Source organism: Caldinitratiruptor microaerophilus (assembly GCF_025999835.1).
Lineage (GTDB): Bacteria > Bacillota > Sulfobacillia > Symbiobacteriales > ZC4RG38 > Caldinitratiruptor > Caldinitratiruptor microaerophilus.
This window is the reverse complement of sequence record NZ_AP025628.1, coordinates 3,061,656-3,079,200: the sequence shown is the minus strand read 5'-3', so window position 1 is coordinate 3,079,200 and position 17,545 is coordinate 3,061,656. Positions and strand designations below refer to the sequence as shown.

Annotated in this window: 19 protein-coding genes; all 19 read right to left on the bottom strand. The window is 69.0% G+C overall.

The window, feature by feature from the left end; genetic code table 11:
- Entirely contained in the window at window positions 1-255 is a 255-nt protein-coding gene (locus caldi_RS14960; protein WP_264842567.1) for a hypothetical protein, read from the bottom strand.
- 1 nt (window position 256) lies between these two features.
- Entirely contained in the window at window positions 257-466 is a 210-nt protein-coding gene (locus caldi_RS14955; protein WP_264842566.1) for a hypothetical protein, read from the bottom strand.
- 12 nt (window positions 467-478) lie between these two features.
- On the bottom strand, window positions 479-3,271 hold the full coding sequence (locus caldi_RS14950) for a glycosyl hydrolase family 18 protein (protein WP_264842565.1): 2,793 nt from the start codon (window positions 3,269-3,271) through the stop codon (window positions 479-481).
- Window positions 3,272-3,284: 13 nt separating this feature from the next.
- Complete coding sequence (locus caldi_RS14945) at window positions 3,285-3,884, bottom strand: hypothetical protein (protein ID WP_264842564.1); 600 nt, start codon at window positions 3,882-3,884, stop codon at window positions 3,285-3,287.
- Between the two features lie 3 nt (window positions 3,885-3,887).
- Entirely contained in the window at window positions 3,888-4,061 is a 174-nt protein-coding gene (locus tag caldi_RS14940; protein WP_264842563.1) for a hypothetical protein, read from the bottom strand.
- Between the two features lie 14 nt (window positions 4,062-4,075).
- Window positions 4,076-5,452, bottom strand: a complete 1,377-nt coding sequence (locus tag caldi_RS14935) for a phage tail protein (RefSeq protein ID WP_264842562.1) — start codon at window positions 5,450-5,452, stop codon at window positions 4,076-4,078.
- Between the two features lie 3 nt (window positions 5,453-5,455).
- Complete coding sequence (locus caldi_RS14930; protein WP_264842561.1) at window positions 5,456-6,505, bottom strand: hypothetical protein; 1,050 nt, start codon at window positions 6,503-6,505, stop codon at window positions 5,456-5,458.
- Between the two features lies 1 nt (window position 6,506).
- Window positions 6,507-7,310 carry a distal tail protein Dit gene (locus caldi_RS14925; RefSeq protein ID WP_264842560.1) on the bottom strand — a complete coding sequence of 268 codons (804 nt, stop codon included), beginning with the start codon at window positions 7,308-7,310 and terminating at the stop codon, window positions 6,507-6,509.
- The gene (locus tag caldi_RS14920; protein ID WP_264842559.1) at window positions 7,307-9,883 is read right to left on the bottom strand and encodes a phage tail tape measure protein; all 2,577 of its coding nucleotides are present in this window, start codon (window positions 9,881-9,883) and stop codon (window positions 7,307-7,309) included. The genes caldi_RS14925 and caldi_RS14920 overlap by 4 nt, the downstream gene beginning before the upstream one ends.
- A gap of 1 nt (window position 9,884) precedes the next feature.
- Window positions 9,885-10,133, bottom strand: coding sequence for a hypothetical protein (locus caldi_RS14915; protein WP_264842558.1), 249 nt, complete (start codon window positions 10,131-10,133; stop codon window positions 9,885-9,887).
- 65 nt (window positions 10,134-10,198) lie between these two features.
- Entirely contained in the window at window positions 10,199-10,537 is a 339-nt protein-coding gene (locus caldi_RS14910) for a hypothetical protein (RefSeq protein ID WP_264842557.1), read from the bottom strand.
- Window positions 10,537-10,953, bottom strand: a complete 417-nt coding sequence (locus caldi_RS14905) for a phage tail protein (RefSeq protein WP_264842556.1) — start codon at window positions 10,951-10,953, stop codon at window positions 10,537-10,539. Before caldi_RS14905 ends, caldi_RS14910 begins: the two co-directional genes overlap by 1 nt.
- A 6-nt stretch (window positions 10,954-10,959) precedes the next feature.
- Complete coding sequence (locus caldi_RS14900) at window positions 10,960-11,373, bottom strand: DUF3168 domain-containing protein (protein ID WP_264842555.1); 414 nt, start codon at window positions 11,371-11,373, stop codon at window positions 10,960-10,962.
- Window positions 11,374-11,391: 18 nt separating this feature from the next.
- Window positions 11,392-11,886: a hypothetical protein gene (locus caldi_RS14895; protein ID WP_264842554.1), complete on the bottom strand. Its 495-nt coding sequence runs from the start codon at window positions 11,884-11,886 to the stop codon at window positions 11,392-11,394.
- Window positions 11,876-12,202, bottom strand: a complete 327-nt coding sequence (locus tag caldi_RS14890; protein WP_264842553.1) for a head-tail adaptor protein — start codon at window positions 12,200-12,202, stop codon at window positions 11,876-11,878. Before caldi_RS14890 ends, caldi_RS14895 begins: the two co-directional genes overlap by 11 nt.
- A gap of 1 nt (window position 12,203) precedes the next feature.
- A complete protein-coding gene (locus caldi_RS14885; protein WP_264842552.1) occupies window positions 12,204-12,743 on the bottom strand; it encodes a head-tail connector protein in 540 nt (179 codons plus the stop codon).
- 201 nt (window positions 12,744-12,944) lie between these two features.
- The gene (locus caldi_RS14880; protein ID WP_264842551.1) at window positions 12,945-14,216 is read right to left on the bottom strand and encodes a phage major capsid protein; all 1,272 of its coding nucleotides are present in this window, start codon (window positions 14,214-14,216) and stop codon (window positions 12,945-12,947) included.
- Window position 14,217: 1 nt separating this feature from the next.
- Window positions 14,218-15,378 carry an HK97 family phage prohead protease gene (locus caldi_RS14875; RefSeq protein ID WP_264842550.1) on the bottom strand — a complete coding sequence of 387 codons (1,161 nt, stop codon included), beginning with the start codon at window positions 15,376-15,378 and terminating at the stop codon, window positions 14,218-14,220.
- A gap of 14 nt (window positions 15,379-15,392) precedes the next feature.
- A complete protein-coding gene (locus caldi_RS14870) occupies window positions 15,393-17,534 on the bottom strand; it encodes a phage portal protein (RefSeq protein ID WP_264842549.1) in 2,142 nt (713 codons plus the stop codon).
- Window positions 17,535-17,545: the final 11 nt, after the last annotated feature.

The following is a 17,545-nucleotide window of genomic DNA, read 5'->3' as shown; positions in this document are numbered from 1 at the left end:
TCACTCCTGCCTCCTTTCCGCGGCGTTCTTGACCGCTGACCACAAACCGGCCGCGCCCAAACCCGCCACGAGGCCGTTGACGGCCGCCGACGCCGCCGGCGAGTTGCCCCAGAAGTAGGCCGCGACCCCACCCAGGACCCCGAGCCCGGCGGACAGGAGGCCGGCGTACCTGGGTGGGAAGCCGACCTCCTTGGCAAGCTGCACCACCGCCATGACCAGGAGCGACGCCGGCACACCCCACCAGGTCACGTCCACGTCACTTCACCCCCTTCACGCGCAGAAGCAGGTCAAGGATCACGCCACCCAAGGTGGCGGCGATCCCCCACCCAAGCTGGTTGATCCGCCGCTCCACGGTGATGACCCGCTCCTCGAGGCGGTACAGCGCTCCGTTCTGCTGGTTCTGCCACCGCTCGAGGTCCTCAACCCGCTGGTCGAGGCGGGCCACCTGGGCGTTCAAGGATTCCACCAGTGCCACCCCCTACGTCTGGTCCGGCAAGTGCGGCAGGAGCTTCGGGTCCTCCATCCCGAGAGCCCAAAACCCTGTCCCGGCCAGGCCCCACCGGTAGTGCGCCAGGTCGGCATACCGCCGGTGCGTCTCCCAGTCCGCCCAGTGCGCCTCCGAGAACCCGTCTGCATCCCCCAGGTACACCCGGGCCACCCACACGCCAGGGTCCTCGAAGCGGACGGTCAGGGGATAGGCGCCGGGAGCCAGGGCAAAGATCTGCGAGGCCGCGTAATCCCAGTCCAGCGAGAACCGCTCCGTCCTCGTGTCTAGCTCCTCCTGGGATTCGTCCAGGAGCCGGAAGTAACCCCACTCGTTCCACTCCACCCCGGTACGCGCTACACGCCCCACCACCTCCTCCACGCCGTCCGGCCGCCGGAGCCGGATGGCCTCCATCGGCATGTACCAGTGGGCGTCACCGACCAGGAACGCGGTGAAGCGGGCCTCTCCGCCCTCCGCGAATAGCCCGGTCGAGCCGGTTCGAGAGGCGACCGCCACCGGACCGAGGACGTGCTCCCCGTCCACCCACACGTCGGCCAGGCCGTTCCGCAGCCGCAGGCGCAGGGTGCGGAGCACTCCAGGCGCATACGCCGCCGGCGCCGACGCGAGCTCTCGGGTGCCGTCGCAGAGGACCACTCGTCCTGTGCTCTCCAGCGCCGCCCGGTAGCCCGCGTGCGAGACCCCGCAGCGTGCCGTGCCGCCCCCCGGCACCACGTTGGCCGTGACCACGAGATCCGTGAAGCCGTCGTAGTCCAAGTCCAGGGTCCCGAGGCCCCGTAGGGCCCGGCCCCCGCTGGTCCCAACGCCCCCCTCGCCGGTCCCGGCCCCCGGGTCCTGGTTGCCTGTTCCGGAGCCGACGTCTGTGGGAACGTACTCCTCGATCCGCCAGTTCCCGGACACCCGGTAGGCCGGGTTCGACAGCGCGCCAAGCGGGTACTCGGTCCAGCGGGTGCCCCAGATCGGGGCCGGGTCCGGGGCCCGCCTGAGCCACTCCAGTGCCACCCGGAAGCGGTTCTGGTAGGGGTAAGCCGGGTTCCCGTCCCGGTCCACCAGCGGCTGCGCGTGCACCGTTGCCGAACCGCTGCCGGCCACAACCTCCTGCGTGACCGACGAGGCCAGCACGATCCGGTACAGGCGGACCCCGGGGTCACTCCCCAGGTCGGTGCCCAGGAGCCGGAACGTGTGATAGCCCGCCGAGAGGGCCCGGCGGGCTACCACGATCCAGTGGGGAGTCTGGAAGAGCGGGTACCACTGCTCGACCACCCCGGGGCCGCCGACGATGAACCGTTCCCCGTCCAGCTCCACCGCCAGCTGCCGCTTGTCGAACCACGGGAAGCTGACCAGCAGGGCCAGGTCGTACGTTCCGCCCTGGGCGACGTTCAGGTTGTAAAGCGCCCGGCCCTCCACCTCGGTGTAGTCGTAGGTGGCCGTGATGTCCACGCCTTCCGCTGGGGCCTCGTCGAACGTCAGAAGACCCGTGTCGTAGTCCAGGCGGTACTCGTTGGTGGGCCGGCCGTTGAGGTAGATGGTCTCGCTGCCGGGGACCACGGGGGCGAAGTCGAGCATGAAGGTGGTCAGGCCGACCCACTCGTCCCCCATCGGCTCCCCAGTCACCGGATCATAGAGAGTCTCCCAGCGGCCGTTGCCGGTGGCGATGTACTCGTCCTCCCGGTGCCATACCCGCGGGTGGACCACGGCCGCCCAGTGCTCCTCGTAGGGCTCCACGATGACGGCGCCCTCGTGGTCGTCGTAGCTGTCCCCGGCGCGGTCCACCGCCACCCCCTCGAACGTCGTCAGCCGGTCCTTTCGCCAGGAGGCAAAGTAACGCCGGTTGCCCCAGGCGTCTGAGACCGCCGGCGAGGTCAGGCTGAAGTCCCGGGCGTCCAGCACGTCGTAGACGTGGAACAGGCCTCGGGTCTGCCAGTTCTCCTCGTCCCAGATGCCCGCCCACGCGATGTGGGGCTGGGTCTCGGTGGCCGGCTGCCCGTCGTGCAGCCCGTCCGTGTGCGTGTTCGTGCCCTGCATCCAGTCGAGGAAGGGCAGGTACGGTCCCCCCACCCCCCGGTACGTGCGGCCCAGTTCCTGCGGCGTCTTGTCCAGGCGCCAGCGGAACCCGTACGCCGGCAGCCCCATGAAGATCTGCTCCGGCCGGAACCGGGTCACGGCGTAGTCGTACGTGGCCTCCAACCAGCTCCTCGGGGTGATCGGCCCCACCGCCGAGCCGGCCCAGGCGAAGCCGTACGTCATGATGAGGCACGTGTCGAGGATGCTGGCCAGGGCGCCGTAGTCGCACCACTCCTCCCACCAGGGGGAATGGTCGCCCTGCTTCGGTGGCAGGTCGGCGTGAAGCTTCTTTCCCCGGGCGTGCACCACATCGGCCACGGCCCGGAAAAGGTCCGTCGTCTGGGAGCGGTACTCGTTCGGTCCCCGCTCGAGGTCCAGGTCGATCCCGGCCACCCAGGGGTACGTGTCCAGCAGTCGCGCGATCTCGGCCAGGAAGGTGCTCCGGGCAGACGGGTCGGTGACCAGCGCGGTGAAAACTGACCGGTACCCGTCGTTGCGGACGGTCAGGTACCACTCGATCTCGGGGTGGGACAGCCGGGCCTGCTCGTCCAGGGGCAGGACCTGCCCCGTGATCGTGCCGTCCGCCTGTACCCGGAAGTTGAACAGGCCCACGTGGCTCAGCTTGCGGGCGAACCGGTTCAGGCGGTCGTACATGTCGTACGTGCCGATGAACGTCCACGTGAACAGCCCCCGGTGCGGGCGCACGCCTCACGCCTCCTCAGAACCGCTCGGGCCCCGATACCCACTCCTTCAGGCTGGCGAAGACGCGCATGTGCGGCCGGGCCGGTGGAGTCTGCGGCGGGTCCGAGAGGTCGGCACGGTACTCCGGATCCACCTCGAACTTCGCGTCCACCGCCGGGGCGAAGAGGAACCGGCTGCCCCAGCCGGGGACTTGCTGTCCGTCAAGCGTTGCAGCGCGGGTGGTGGCAGCCAGCACGGCCTCGGACGCCGGCGCCGGGGCCGTGCTGCGGTGAGCGCCGAACTCGTGGGCCAAGCTCAGCCTGGGCATCGGGTCGCTCGCGCGAATCGTCACATCAAGGCCGCTCGTGACCTCGCCGCGGTTCGGCAGGACGAGGATCATGGGTCCCCGGCCCACAGCGCAGTAATGGCGCACGGGCAAGGGGTTGCCCGAAGCGTCCCGGGCACGGCGCAGCACCTCCTGCGTGTGCGGCTGCCATCCCGTCAGGAACCCGCCGTCCTGGAGCATGACATCCGTGAAGAAAGCGGCCCCGGTGGCGTCCTCGACCACCAGGGCCACGTCCAGGCTTTCCACGGGCCGGGCGGGCCTCAGCTCTGCCAGGAACCGAAGGTACGGCACCCGTCACGCCTCCGAACTCCAGGGGATCTCGGACGGGTGCCCCTGCCACAGCGTGGCGATGCCCCCCGGCTGGAGCATGAGGTCGGTGAAGTACGCGGTGCCCGTGGCGTCCTCCACCACGATGGCCACCTCGATGGCCTCCACCTCGCCCTGCGGCGCCAGCGTGAAGGCGTTCACGCCTGCTTCCCCCCTCAGGTGATGGGGTAGAACTTCGTCTCCTGCGTCCCGTCCCGGTACCGGAAGGTGACCTCGACCCCCACCCGCCCGGCGGGCCCGAGCTGCAACCCCGAGAGGTCGGCCTGAAGCGACAGCATGTACCGGTCCCGGTTGGCCGGGTAGACCACCTGCCGCAGCTCCTTCCGCTGTCCGGGCGCCCCATCGCACCGGAAAGCAGCCGAGCCGGTCACCCCCCGGCCCGCCTCAACCGTGAACCCCATGCTCTGCCAGTAGGCGAGCCCCTGTTCCGCCCGGCTGTTCAGCAGGTAGTTGAATACCCCGAGGTCCTGCATCTCTTGTTCGGTCACGGCGCCAGCCAGGGAGAAGGCCGAGGCCGGCTGCGGCGGGCGGGCCAGGGCCTCGGCCAGGGTCGGCAGGGGCTGCTCCAGTTGCAGCTCGGTCCGCCACGGCTCCAACGGGTACCAGGTCCGTTGGGACACACGGAACCGGGAACGCACGCCGAGTTCGGGGTCGTAGACCCACACGCGGTCCCCGAGGTTCAGGTCGGGCACGTCGGCCAGGACACCCACCCGGAGGGTGAGCCGGGGCCGCGACCGCAGCGCCAGAACCTGAAGCCCCCTCGTCTTGAGGTAGTACGGGTTCGTGATCCGCTCGTCCCGGAACACGTCCACCTTCGTAAGGCGAGGCAGGCCGAACTGGTCGAAGTAGCTGTAATCCTCGAGGTACGGCACCCCACCGTTCACCGCGGCGATGGTGAGGTTGTTCGCCCCGTACGGGTACAACCGTGTGACCAGATCCCGGGTGTCCTCCCGGCGCTCCAGGGTCCGAAGGTTTTTCCCCAAGGCGAAGAGCACGTCGCGGTCGGCGCCGACCCGCTCCCGCAGGTGCACCGTACGGGCCGCCGTGTCGAAGAACAACTCCCCGCCGTACGTGGACGGCACCAGCCGGAGGGCTGCCAGGGGGCTCACCGCCTGATCGAGCACGAAGTCGGCCGGCTGCTTGAGGTCCACGTCCCCGACCGTCCATCCGGTCCCGGCCAGCACATCAGCCATCACCGCGAGCGCCGTCACGCCAGTCCAGGTCCCCGGCCCCACCGGGTCCATGGAGCCGAGGTCATACCAGGTGGCTTCGGCCTCCACGTACACGCTCAGGAGCCCCTGGTCGTCCCGGCCGCGTTCGACCACGCGGACGACGAACTGCCGACCGGTCACTTGCAGGACTTTCTCCGTCTGAAGGCCCGCCTGCTTGGGGTCGTCCCCAGGCAGCCGGAACTGGAGCACCTCGAACCCGGCGTCCTCCGAGAGAAGCTGGTCGCGGACCTGGAAGTCGTACGCCTTCTCCAGAACGGCTTCTGGCTTGCCATGCGGGTCGAGCAGCACGGGGTAGAGCATCGCCTACTCCTCCGTGCCAAACAGCAGTACGCCAACAGTGGCCGCCGCCGAGAGGCTGACGCCGATGGCCTGGCCCGCCGCGCCTGGCATCCACACGTTGGGGAATACCACCGAGACCGGGATACCAGCGGCCAGCGGGATCTTGGGGTCAACGGGCGTGCCGCCCACAGTGAACTGCACGGTGACAGCGCTGTCGGCCGCGAGGAAGAAGCCCCGCACGGCGACGATCTTCCCGGCGGCCGGCGTCCAGACGGTGGTGACACCCTGCGCGGTTGCCGTGGCCGCCCGGAAGTAGCGCGCATTCCGAACCCTCGAGGCCGTCCCGTCCCCGTTGTAGAGCCACGGCAGCTCCGATACGGCCAGCGGGAACCCGTTCGTGGGGATGGCCTTGCTGTCTGCGTTGTAGGCGATGACGGTCAGGGGGTTCCCGGCGGCCGAGTCGCGGATACGAACCGAGTTGTCCTCACCGCCGCCGTCCGCGGTGTTGCGGATGATCACCTTCCCAACGATGTTGTTCCCGGCGGGCAGGGCGGTGGCGATGTCCACGCTGCCAATCTTGTTTGACCCGGCCGGGAGGGACTCGGCCACAGCAACCTTGACGTTGCCGGCCCCGCTGAGCGGCCCCGCGACAACGGCCTGAAGCTGGCCGTTCTGGTCGAACCGGACAGGAACCGGAGTCCAGTATGTCACCTGCGCTGTGGTGTTGGCCGCCCGGGTAGTCATCGCCTCGTCGGTGTACAACGTTACGGTACCCGCAACCGGGTCCACCTCGCCGACGTAGAGGACCGCGTTATCACTGGTGCGCCGGGCCGTGATGTCGGCGCCGTCGATCTTGCGCTCCCGGGGCGTTCCGTCCTGGTCGGTCGTCCAGTCGTGGCTCACGTCCAGAAGCGGCTTCTTCGTGGTGGTGAACACGCCGAAGCCGTCCGTGGTGGCCACGTCGGTCACCTGGACGGCCCCGAAGAGCAACACGTCCTGGATATCGGCGCCCTCCTGCCAGCCCACCACCGGCACGTTTTGGGCGCTCCGGTCGCGCCGGGTCCTCATCGCCACCTCACGTCCACCTCCTGCGGAAACGCAGGGTCAGGCGGGCCAGCCCTCCCACGTCGTCGCGGTAGCCTACCTCGTTTGGCCCGGGTGGCAGCAGGGGGAAGTCGCCCGACCATCCCCCCAAGGCGTTGGCCCCGTCGAGCAACACCGTCATGGCGCCGGTGTCCACGACGAGCTGCTGACCCGCCTGTACCTGGCCCGCCCAGGCAAACTCCACGCCGCCGATGCTCACCCGTGGGTTCAGCAGGGCCACCGACTCGGTGTACACGGTACCGACGCCTGACGCCGGGCTGAGCGGTTGTCCCACGACACCTGCGACTTCCACGGTCACCACGACAGGCGTTGGGGCGGTGCCGTCGTTTTGCACTTGGGTGGATGAACCAGAGAACAGGTCAGCCTGGACCACGGTATCCGTGACCGCGTAGATGAACGGGTCGGCCATCTTGAGGGACAGTTGCACGGTCGCCCACCCGTGGCCGTACTCCACCTCCGCCTGGCCCGTCACCTTCACCCGGTACTCTCGCTCGGGCTCGTCATCGAAAACGAGCGCCTGGTAGCCCTTCGTCGGGTCCGTGAGATCCGCGAGGGCACGGAGGCGCTCGGCCAGGGCGCCGCTGTCGGGCGCCAGGATCAGCAGCTCGAGGGTGAGCCGGCGCTTGTCGTGCTCCGTGCGGTAGTCGTAGACACCCGCCCGTCCCGGGATGGTCACCTCGAGGTCACGGGTGTCGGGGATGAGCCCGATGCTCCTGTCGCGCAGCACGACGCCGAGGTCGGACGAGTGGACCGTACCCCACCGGAACCCGTTCACCGGACCACCCCCAGGGCCCGCAGGGTGTGCCGGTTAAGGTTCGCGAGTTCCTGGGAGAGCCGAAAGATGTCGCTGTCACTACGGACGTGGAGGTTCTCGATATGCATGAGCGGTCCGGCCTGCGTATACGACGTGGCCCCCGCGGCCTGCTGCGGCGCCAGAGCCACAGGGGCAGCCGTGGCGGCGGGCATCGCCACCGCTGCCGCCGCCAGACCGGCTGCAGCGCGTGCCACCACCGCCATGGAGCGCTCCATTCCGAGCGCCAGCCCCTGCGCCACTTCCTGGCCGTACGCCATCATGACCTTGGACGGGGAGGAGATACCCAGGGCCTTCGCGATGGGTCCGGGGATGATGCGGCGGGCCCAGCTCAACAACTGGCTCTTGAGCCACGAACCCAGGCTGCTGATCCCCTGCCACAGGCTGCGGACCAGGTTCTGCCCAAGCGACCACAAGGTGCTGCCCATCCGGGCGATCTGGCCGACCGACTCGCGCACGAACTGGGCGAAGAACCCGATGGCCCGCGTGACGCCCGACGAGATGGCTGAGCCGAAGCGGCCCATGGCGCCGGCGACCTGGCCCACCAGGCTGGCCGCCCAGGACGCGACCCGCCCCAGCATCGACCCCAGCGCCCCGAGCGTCCGGCTGATGAAGCTGCTGAATCCACTGGTGGCCTGGGCCAGGGCTCCCGTGATCCGGCTGACCACCTGGCCCATGCCCGAACCGATCCGGCCCAACAGGCCGGACACCCACCCGCCGACCGTCCCCAGGATGCCGCTGAGCACCCGGCTGAACAGCCCCGCGATGCGGCCCACGATCCAGATCTGGAACAGGCCCCACAGGGCTTGCAGCGCGCCGTAGACGATCTGCTTGACCGCTTCCCAGGCCCCCCGCCAGTCCCCGCTGAGGACGGCGGCGAAGAGCTTGATGATGCCCGTGATCACGTTCACGGCGCCCTGGATGATGCTCACCACGGCGCCCACGTAGAAGAGCACTGTGTCCTTCACGAAGCCCCAGACCACCTTGAAGATGGGCCCCACCCAGTTCAGGAAGGTCTGGAGGGTCGCCTGAATCTGCGGCCAGTGCTGCTGGACGTAGGCAACCACCTGGCCGATGGCCTGCCGCATGCCGTCCAGGGCCGGCTGCAGACGGGCACGGACTTCTTCCCACAGCGCGGCCAGCCGAGGGCCGACCGTGCCCCAGTTCTGCCAGATCAGGTACGCCGCGCCGGCGATCGCGGCCAGCACTCCAAGCACAGGCAGAGCAGCCGCCCCGACCGTACCGAACGACGCCGCCAGCATCGGCCCGGTGGTCAGCAGGTTGCCCACCGCCCCCACGAGCGTTCCCAGGACCACGAGGGCCGGCCCCAGCGCGGCGGCCAGGCCGGCCGCCACCAGGGCCACGTTCTGGATCGGGGCCGGGAGCTGACCGAACCGGTCAACGGCCTCCGTCACCCTCTTGAGCAGTTCCGTCAGGGGCGGCAGGAGCCGTTCGCCCAGTGTGATGCCCAGGGTCTCCAGCGTGCTCTTGAACGCCTCCATCGCGCCCTTGAAGCCCTGCATCTTGGAAGCGGCCACTTCCTGGGCGCCGCCCGCGCGCGTGACGGCCGCCCGCATGTTCTCCCATTCCTTCTGGCCGGCCATCAGGACGATGTTCGCGGCCCGGATCGCGTCCGAGCCGAAGATGGTCGCCAGGGCAGCGTTTCGCTGGGCCGGCGGCAACTGGCCAAGCTTCGTCCAGAACTCTTCGATCAGCGCCGGGAGCGGCTTTAGCTGGCCCCGGGCGTCCACAACGCGGATGCCGTACTCCTTCATCAGCTCGGCGGCCTTCTTCGTTGGGTTGACGAGGCTCAGGAACATCTGCTTGAGTGAAGTGCCAGCGTCGGCACCCTGAATCCCGGCGTTCGCCATGAGCGAAAGGGCCGTCACCGTGTCCTCGATGGACTGCCCGGCCATGTGGGCCACGGCCGCCGACTGGCGCAGGCCATAGGCCATGTCGATGATCTCGCCCGACGCGGCGTTGGCCGCGTTCGCCAGCAGGTCGGCCACCTGGGTGGCCCTGTCGCCGCTCAGGCGGAAGGCGTTGAGCGCGTTGGCTACGATCTCAGCCGCCTCGGCGTTCTCGATCTCCGCCGCGGCCGATAGCACCAGCACGCCACGGGCAGCCCGCATGGTCTGCTCCACGCTCAGGCCGGCCTTGACCAGTTCCGTCATGGCCTGGGCCGCATCAATCGCCGAGGTACCGGGCAGGCGGACGTCGGCGCCCAACTCGACAGCGAGCTGGCGCAGCCGCTCCATCTGCTCCGCCGTGGCCCCGGACACCGACCGCAGGACGTTCATCGAGTACTCGAAGTCCCCGGCGAGCTTCACGGCCGCCGCACCGGCGCCGGCGATGGGGAGGGTGACGTAGGCGCTGAGCGACCGCCCGATGTCCTGCATCCGCTTGCCCACATCCTGCATCGACTTGCCCAGCGCCTGTTCAGTCATGCGCTGGGCCTCCTGCAGGTCGGCGCGCAGGGTATCCAGGTTGGCCCGGATCGGCACCAGCGCCTCCCCGAGCACCGCACTCAGCGCCACGTCACTCTACCCCCTTTCGCCGCGGGCGCACCGGGATGGCCTGCGGTCCCATGAGACGGACCGCCTCCTCGAACCGCCGCTGCCGCTCTTCGCGAGACACGGAAGCGGCCCCGGCCTGAAACCGGGACCGCCACAGATCGCGGGGACGTACCCTGCGCCGCCAGCCCGGCCGCGTGTTGATCAAGCTGGCCACGAACGCCGCCAACGTGCGCCCCCAGCGGTCGTACCGCCAGGCATCGGCCTCGATCACCTCGACCACTTCGGCAGGCGTCAGTGACCAGAACTCGTCCGGCCGAAGCCCCGCACGCAGGGCGTTCAGGCGGAACTCTCGCCAGTCGATGCGGTCTCCGCCGCCCCTTTTCCCAGGCCGCTGGTGATGTGCGGGAAGGCGAGGCGCAGCGCCTGCCCGGCCTTCGCCACGGCCTCCACGACACCGACCTGATCCATGATTTCCCCGGCCTGCTCAAGGGTGAGGTCTGGGTGAGCGTGCAACAGGCCGGCCCACACAAGGGCCCGTGCCTCCCGCATGCCGTCGCCCATCTGCGTGATGCTCCTGCCCAGGGCGTCCTCCAGCTTCACGAGGGCGTTCGTGGTGTACCGGAGGACGTAGCCAGGCGCCAGTTCCACCTCGCCACGCTCACGGTTGGCCGGCATTAGGGCGTCACCACCGTCCAGGGCTCCTGAAGCTGAAAGGTGACGGAGATCGTGGCCGTGTCTTCATCCGGCCACTCCCTCGAGATGGACTCCACCTTGGCGGCGGCCTCCTCCACCACCGTTCCGTTCTCAGACCGGCGCAGTATGACCTCCGTCTTGTTACGCAGCGCATCCTCGATTGCTCTGAACGCCTGGTCGTTCGGGACGTACAGCGCCTCCAGCTCCACGGTGGTCGACATCCGTCCGTACAGGTGCTTCAGGTGGTCATCACCCTTCGCCGCAGCCTCAATCAGCTCGCGGCTTGCCTCGTCGGACAGGCCGGTCTGTTCGCCTACAGGGGTGAAGATCGGATTCCCCGAAGTCGGGTCCGTGCCGGTCTGGACGAGCACGAGCACCTGGGCACCGTTCATGGCCATCGCCCGTCACACCTCCTGCATTCTGAGCCGCACCGTGACCACGAGGCCGTAGACGGTCTGGTCCGTCTCCCCCAGCACCGGGCCGCTGGCCTCGCAGAGCCAGACCCGGTACCCGTCCACGGCCAACGTGGCCCGGTGAAAGAGCTGGCGGACCCGTTCGGCCACCGCCTCCAGGTCCGCCATGCTGCCGGTCGCCTTCGTGTAACACCCGATGTCCCGCCGGACCTCTCGCCCGCGGCTGTTTTTCGTGTCGTCGGGGTCGTCCGTAACGTTGCCGATGGTCACGATCATCGGGTACGGGGCGTCGCCGGGCGGCGGAGCAGTGAAGATCGCCGGGCGCCCCCGGTACACGGCCAGCATGGCCGCCAGCACCGAATCGGACGCCAGCCGATCGTAGATCGCCTGCGTCACGGCGCCCACGGCTCGTCACCACCCCCCTCACCCGCGCGCGATCAACTCCAGGATCTTCGCCCTGTTGTTCCACACCGTCGGCCGGAGATAGGGTCTCGGCGCCTGCGAGACCGTGAAGGAATACGAGCGGACCTTCACCGTGATCGGGCTTGCCAACCGCCGGCCGAAGACGTGCGTTTGCTTCCGGGTGTGCGCCGGTACCGTTACCGTACCGACGAACCCCAGCTCCAGCCGCCGGGCATACTTGTCCGCCGGGCCCTTCCGGACACCGACCATGCCGATGACCTCCCGAGGCGTTTCGGTCACGTCGTGGCCGATGTTCGCCCGCAGGGTGCCGGTCACAACCTTAGGCGGCTCTCCGGGCTTCGACGGGTTCGCGCCCGTCCTGTTGCCGCGGCTCACGAGCTTCTTGGCCTCCGCCTCGCCAAACAGGACCGCCTTCGTCATGCCCCGGCGCACGTGCTCTTTCGTGAGGCTCATGAATTGCGGCAGGCGCCACCTCGTGATGACCTTAGCCGCCATGTTGCGTCGCCTCCGCGTCCACCTCGAGGTGATGGCCAGCCGAGGGCCGGCGGACGGCCACGACGGTAAGCTCCTCACCGTTGGCCCGCCGGATCCGGTCGCCGCGCCGAACGTCGGCGCCGGGCGGAAGGTAGACCACGTGCGTGATCAGGGCCTCGGTGACCCTCCCGGCCTCCCGCTCTCGCGCCGACGCCGGACGAACCCTGGCCCGCTGTATCCCGACCTCCTGCCAGCTCTCCAGCCAGCCTCCCTGGCCGTCCGAGGTGCGGCCTACCCGCTCCACGGTTACCGTCTCGTTCAGCAGGCCCGCCAGCACCTCAGACCACCACCTCGACGTAGGGCGCCAGGAGCTCGCGGACCTGCGACGGCAGACCGGGCTCCGCGTCGCGGCTGTAGTCGCCGATCCGCTCAGCGGTCACGCCCGGGTCGCGCCGGTGATACCAAGCGGCCACCAGGTGGAGCACCGCCTGCTTCACGTCGCCGGGCACATCCGCTTCCGTCGGTCCAAAGCCCGCCGTGTACTGCACCTCCCAGCGCCGCAGGCCACGGTCCCACTCTCCGACGTTGCGAATCAGGAGGCCAGCCAGACCATCAAGCGTGTACTCATCGGCCGCTAGGGTGATGCCGGTCGACAGATCCGTGACGCGAGTGACGGCCACGACTGGCCGTTGCCGGAGGAACAGCAGGTGCGAGCCCCCGTCGTGCCGCTCCGCCAGGTCGGTGTGGATGAAGACCCGCCCGGTGTACCGCTCCACCGCTGCGGACGCCCGACTAATCAGCCGGCTGACGAGGGGGTCGTCCTCGACGGGGCTTTGCAGGTATTCCTTCGCCTCCTCCAAGGTGACGAGATCCGGCATCGTCCCTCACCCCGGCCCCCTTGTCCTCCGGCGGGGCCAGCCTGGCTTTCACTCCCGGCGGTCCGTCCGCCGCCTTCTCGACCGGTTCAGCGACACCTTCCTCCAGCCACCGGACGGCCAGCCAGTCCTCCACGTCAGCAACGGACCCGAGGGTGTACGCCCTCGGGCCCGTCGCCACGCTACGCAACATCCGCACCCGCATCACGCGGTCACCCGGAGAATTCGCAGGGCATCCGGCCGCACGACGCCGCCACCGACGCGGTACCGGACGCGGTAGCCGATCATGCCCTGCTCGGCGTACAGCTGGTCCAGCACCTTCACGGTCATGCCCTGGCGGTCCAGGATGCGGTATCCGGCCCGGACGTCGCCGAAGATCATCACGTCTGCGGTCTGCCCCGCCTGGGTCGGAATCCGCCCCACGTCGGCCTGGTTGTAAACCGGGTACCCCGCAAAGGTGTTCGGCAGACCGGCCTGGAGCGACTGTTGCCAGAGGTACTGGCCGTTGTTGTCCTTGAGGAGCCGCAGTGCCAGTTCGGTCTCCTGGTGCATGATCAGCACGCCGTTGCGGCGGTACTGGGTGGGGACGGAGAAGATCAGCTTGAGCACGTCGTCCGTGGTGATGGCGCCCGTCTGGCCCGCGGATACCCGCTGGACCACAGCACCGTTGAGGATACCTTCGGGCTGCTGGTTCGCGTGGCCCGTGCCGACGACGAACGCCGTATCCTCCGCCTCGGCGATGGCCCGCGCGAAGCTGTCGGCCACGAACGCCTGGAGGTTCACGTCCGTGTCGTCCAGTTCATCCTCGCCGATCCGAGCCAGCCCATACAGGTCCTCGACGTACTGGAACTCCTGGCTCGGGTTCGGCGTGGACTCGTTCAGCGGGCGGCCGGTCTCGAGCTTGCCCCAGCCGACCGTCAGCTCGGTCATCGAGCGGCGCCGCACGCGGTTGGTCCGCACCGGCCGGACGGTCGCCAGGGGTCGGATGACGGTGATCTTGGGCAGGCTGCGGTAGATCTCCGACTCCAGCTCTTCCGGCACCAGGATCTCGCCCGTGGCGTCCTCGACCAGTGCCTTGGCCTCGAAGCCCTTGTGGGCCGGGTTCAACAGGTCCCGTTCCTCGGGGGTGAGCACGGCCAGCCCGCCGCGCAGGGCCTTGAAGAACGCCTTGGTCTGCTTGCGCTTCTGCTCCGGGGTCAGCTCGCCCTTGCTGTCCTCCGCGCCCTCGGGCGTCCTGGCCTTGGTGTCCGCGTCGCCCATGGGCCGTTTGTACTGCGGCTCGTCCAGCCAGTCCTGTAGCCGCTTCATCTCGGCAAGCTGGTCCGCATGCTCCTTCAGCTTGCGGGCCTCCTCCAGGCGCTTCTTCACCTCGGCCGCCTTGTCTGCCGGCATGTCCTTGCCTTCGTACTCCTCGACAATCCGCCGGGCCTCCTCGACAAGCTGCCGGGCCCGGCCGACCAGCTCCTTCAGGTCCACGTCAGGCCACCTCCGTCTCCAGCAGGTCCAGTTCGGCTTCGAGCACTCCCAGCTCGGCCATGAGTGCCGGTACGGACGCCGGCGGCTCGGTGGCCGCGCCCTTCTCGCCCTCGTCGGTGGGTGGAGGCTCGTCCTCCGGCCCGGCGGACGGGGCCAGGCGTTCGAGCACCTGCGCCTTCTCGTCGTCGTTCAGAACCTCGAACAGCAGCGCGATGGCGTTGGCGATCCGTTCAAAGTCGGCAGAGCTGTTGCGCCGCCCGTACTTCAGCTCGGCCAGCAGCGCGTCGATGCTGTCCTGCTCCCAGGGCGGCGTCTCACCCATCTTGGCGTAGTACCTGGCCAGGTGCCGCCGGATGGCGGGCACATCTTCGGCCGGTACGTCCACACCGCCCCGGGCGCCCTGGACCGCGGCCGCCGCGGCAAAGACGGCTCTGGGCACCGCGTACAGACGCCCGTCAATCACATCGGCGATGGGGAGCTTGTAGGCGCCGAAGTTCTCGGCATCGGCCGAATCGTACCAGACGAACGCCCGGCGGTACCGGCCCCAGTCGATGGTGTCCTTCTCCCCGGACCCGTCGCTCGAGGCCCACCGGCGAACCCGCTGAACGGCGGCATCCGAATCCCAGGGCCGGTCGCGGTCCGCCAGCGGGAGGTCCTGGAACGGGACCACGGACTTCGCGGCCAAGATGACCGCGTTCTCGTTGGCCGGGAACGGGACCACACTGACCTCGTACAGCTTGACTTCGTAGATGTACCGCGTGGTCTGGCCGTTGGGGTCGCGCTTGATCTCGTCCCGGATGACCTCAAAACCGATGCTGAAGCTGTTCAGGTGGCCCTCCAGCACCTTCTGCCGGATGGCCTGTGCCTCCGCCGTCCCGGAGAAGGCCGCCTTGATCCACAGGCCCCGGTCCTCCTCGCGGGCCTCGGTCACGGTGCCGATGACGTGCTGCGAGTCCCACTTGTGCGAGTCCAGCAGCTTGACCTTGCCCGCCGGGACCCGCTCCCTGATCGTCTTGGCGAAGGCGCCCTTGACAATCGCATCCCCGTCCTCGTCACGGTCCCACGTGGAGGCGTAGCCCTCGACCGTGCCCGCAGACTCGTCGAACCGCTCCAGCGTGAAGGCTACCGTCTTGAACTCCGTGGGATAGCCCCGGGTCGGCAACGCTCGTCCCCCCTTCACACCACTGGCACGATGGTGCACCGACAGTTCGGATGGAGCGGCGGGTGGCGCACAGGCTCGTACGTCAGGCGCATCGGTCGGTCCATCCCCTCCGGCAGCCACTCGTCGCCCTGCCGGAACAACTCGCCACCGGTGGCCCATCGTCGCCCGCGCAACGGCGCGCAGTAGGGGCAGGCGTCGGTAGCCGGCAGCCACTCGACCATCTCCACGCCGAGCTGCTGGTAAGCCATGACCGCCCCGGCGTTCGTCGCACGGATCGTCTCGGTCCTGGCCACCATCTCCGCCCGCCTCAGGGTCCAGTCGTCAAATTCCTCCAGCAGCCGGTCCCGCATCTCTGCAACGGTGAGGCCATCCCGCTTCCCCGCCAGGATGATCTCGCGGATGCGGTCCTGGCTGGCCTGCGAGAGCGCACCGGCGAACGGGAACGTGTATTGCTCCACGAACCGCTGAGCGAACTCGTTGTCCAGCTCGAAGGCCACGTCCAGTTCGGCCGCAGCCTCGTCAGCGGCTGCGGCGAGCTGCTGGTAGGCCAGGTCCAAGACCGTCTCCCGGATGCGGGCCCGCCATGCGATGGCGGCCTGGGCCAGCAGGGTGAGGAACGCCGCCAGCTCCTCGTCGCTGAGCGCCTTGAGCCGTCGGCCCTTGGCGGCAAGCGAAAAGGCGCGCAGCGTGTCGCGCGCCTCCTGCTGGAACTCTTCCCGGGCCCACTCCCGCCAGCGCCGCTCGTAGCGGTCGGCCAGACGGTTTCGGGACTCGGCGATGGCCTCATGACTCTTGAGCAACCGTACCGGCCGGTCCCGTTGCTTGGCTGATTCCCCCTGTGGCGGCGGGCCGCCGTTCGGTTCCGCCGCGGGAGTATCCTCCGGCGCCGGCTGTTCGGCTGCCGGCGTGCCCTCGCCGCCCCCGCCCGCCTCGTCAACCGGGATAGCCACCACGTTAGAGGGACGCAGCAAGACGCGCCCCCCAGGAACCGGATCGTAGCCCGCTTCGGTACGCGCCTCATCGACTACCAGCCACCCCGCCTTCACGGCGTCGGTGATCCGGCGCCACTTCTGAGTGACCGATTCCTGGAGAGCCGACACCTCGCTGGTGTCGAACCGCGCCTCCAGGCCGGTTGGATTGCCGAACATCGGCAGCAGCTTGTGGTTGATCCGGTCGGCCAGCCGCCGAAGCAGGGGCGAGACCGTCTCCTCCCAGAAGGACCGCCGGGCCTCCTCGTAGTTGGCGAAGGTGCTGCGGTCTAGCCCGACTTTTGCCCCCACCAAGACCGGGGGCACCCCGAACACGGCGCAGATCCGGGTTTCGCTGATGGACCGCAGGTCCGGGAACTCGAGGTCCCGCAGGTTGAGACCCAAGACCTTCACGTCCATGCCCTGCTGGAGGAACGCGGGCATGCCGCGGTTCTCGCGCCCGTACCGCTCCCGCCACCGGCTCCTCAGCCGCTCCACCGTATCTTCGTCCAGCCGCTGCTGGGTGGTCACGATGACCCGGGGCATGGCATCGTTCTGCAGGAGCACCTTGACGTACTCGGTGGCCTCGTTGTCCACCGCCACCGCCCGCACGGCCGCCCGCAGCGGCGGCTGCCCAAAGTACTCGTCCAGCGGGTTCGGGAGCCGGAAGTGGACCACGTTCGTGCCCAGGTCATACAGCCGCCCATCCACCGCGTAGGCGTAGGTGTGGTGGACCTGCGGGTCCGGCTGGGGGATGATCCGCACCCGGTCCGGCCGCAGGGGCCACAGCTCCCGCGGCCGGCCGTCCCGACTGGTCACAACTTCCCAGTAGGCGTTGCCGGCCAGGTACAGGTGAACGATGGTCAGCTCCCAGAGCTCGTACTCGCTGAGGATCGGGTTGGGCCGGCGGACGAGCTGACGCAGCGGATGGTCGGGCATCTCCTCCCAGCCGGCGTCCGTGTCACGGTAGACTCGGAGCGGCGCTTCGGGCACGCTCGTGGCGATCTCCTGGATGCAGGCGTAGACCAGCTCGTTCTTGCCGTAGGCGTCCCGGGCCCAGTTGGTGTACCCGTCCTCCGGCCACCTCGCCACTCCTGGGCTGATCACCATGCCGCCAACCTGTTTGCCTTCTTCCGAGTCGGGGAGCCGGCCTGTGAAGAGCACGCGCAGGCGGTCGCGCAGCCTCATCTGCCGCTCCC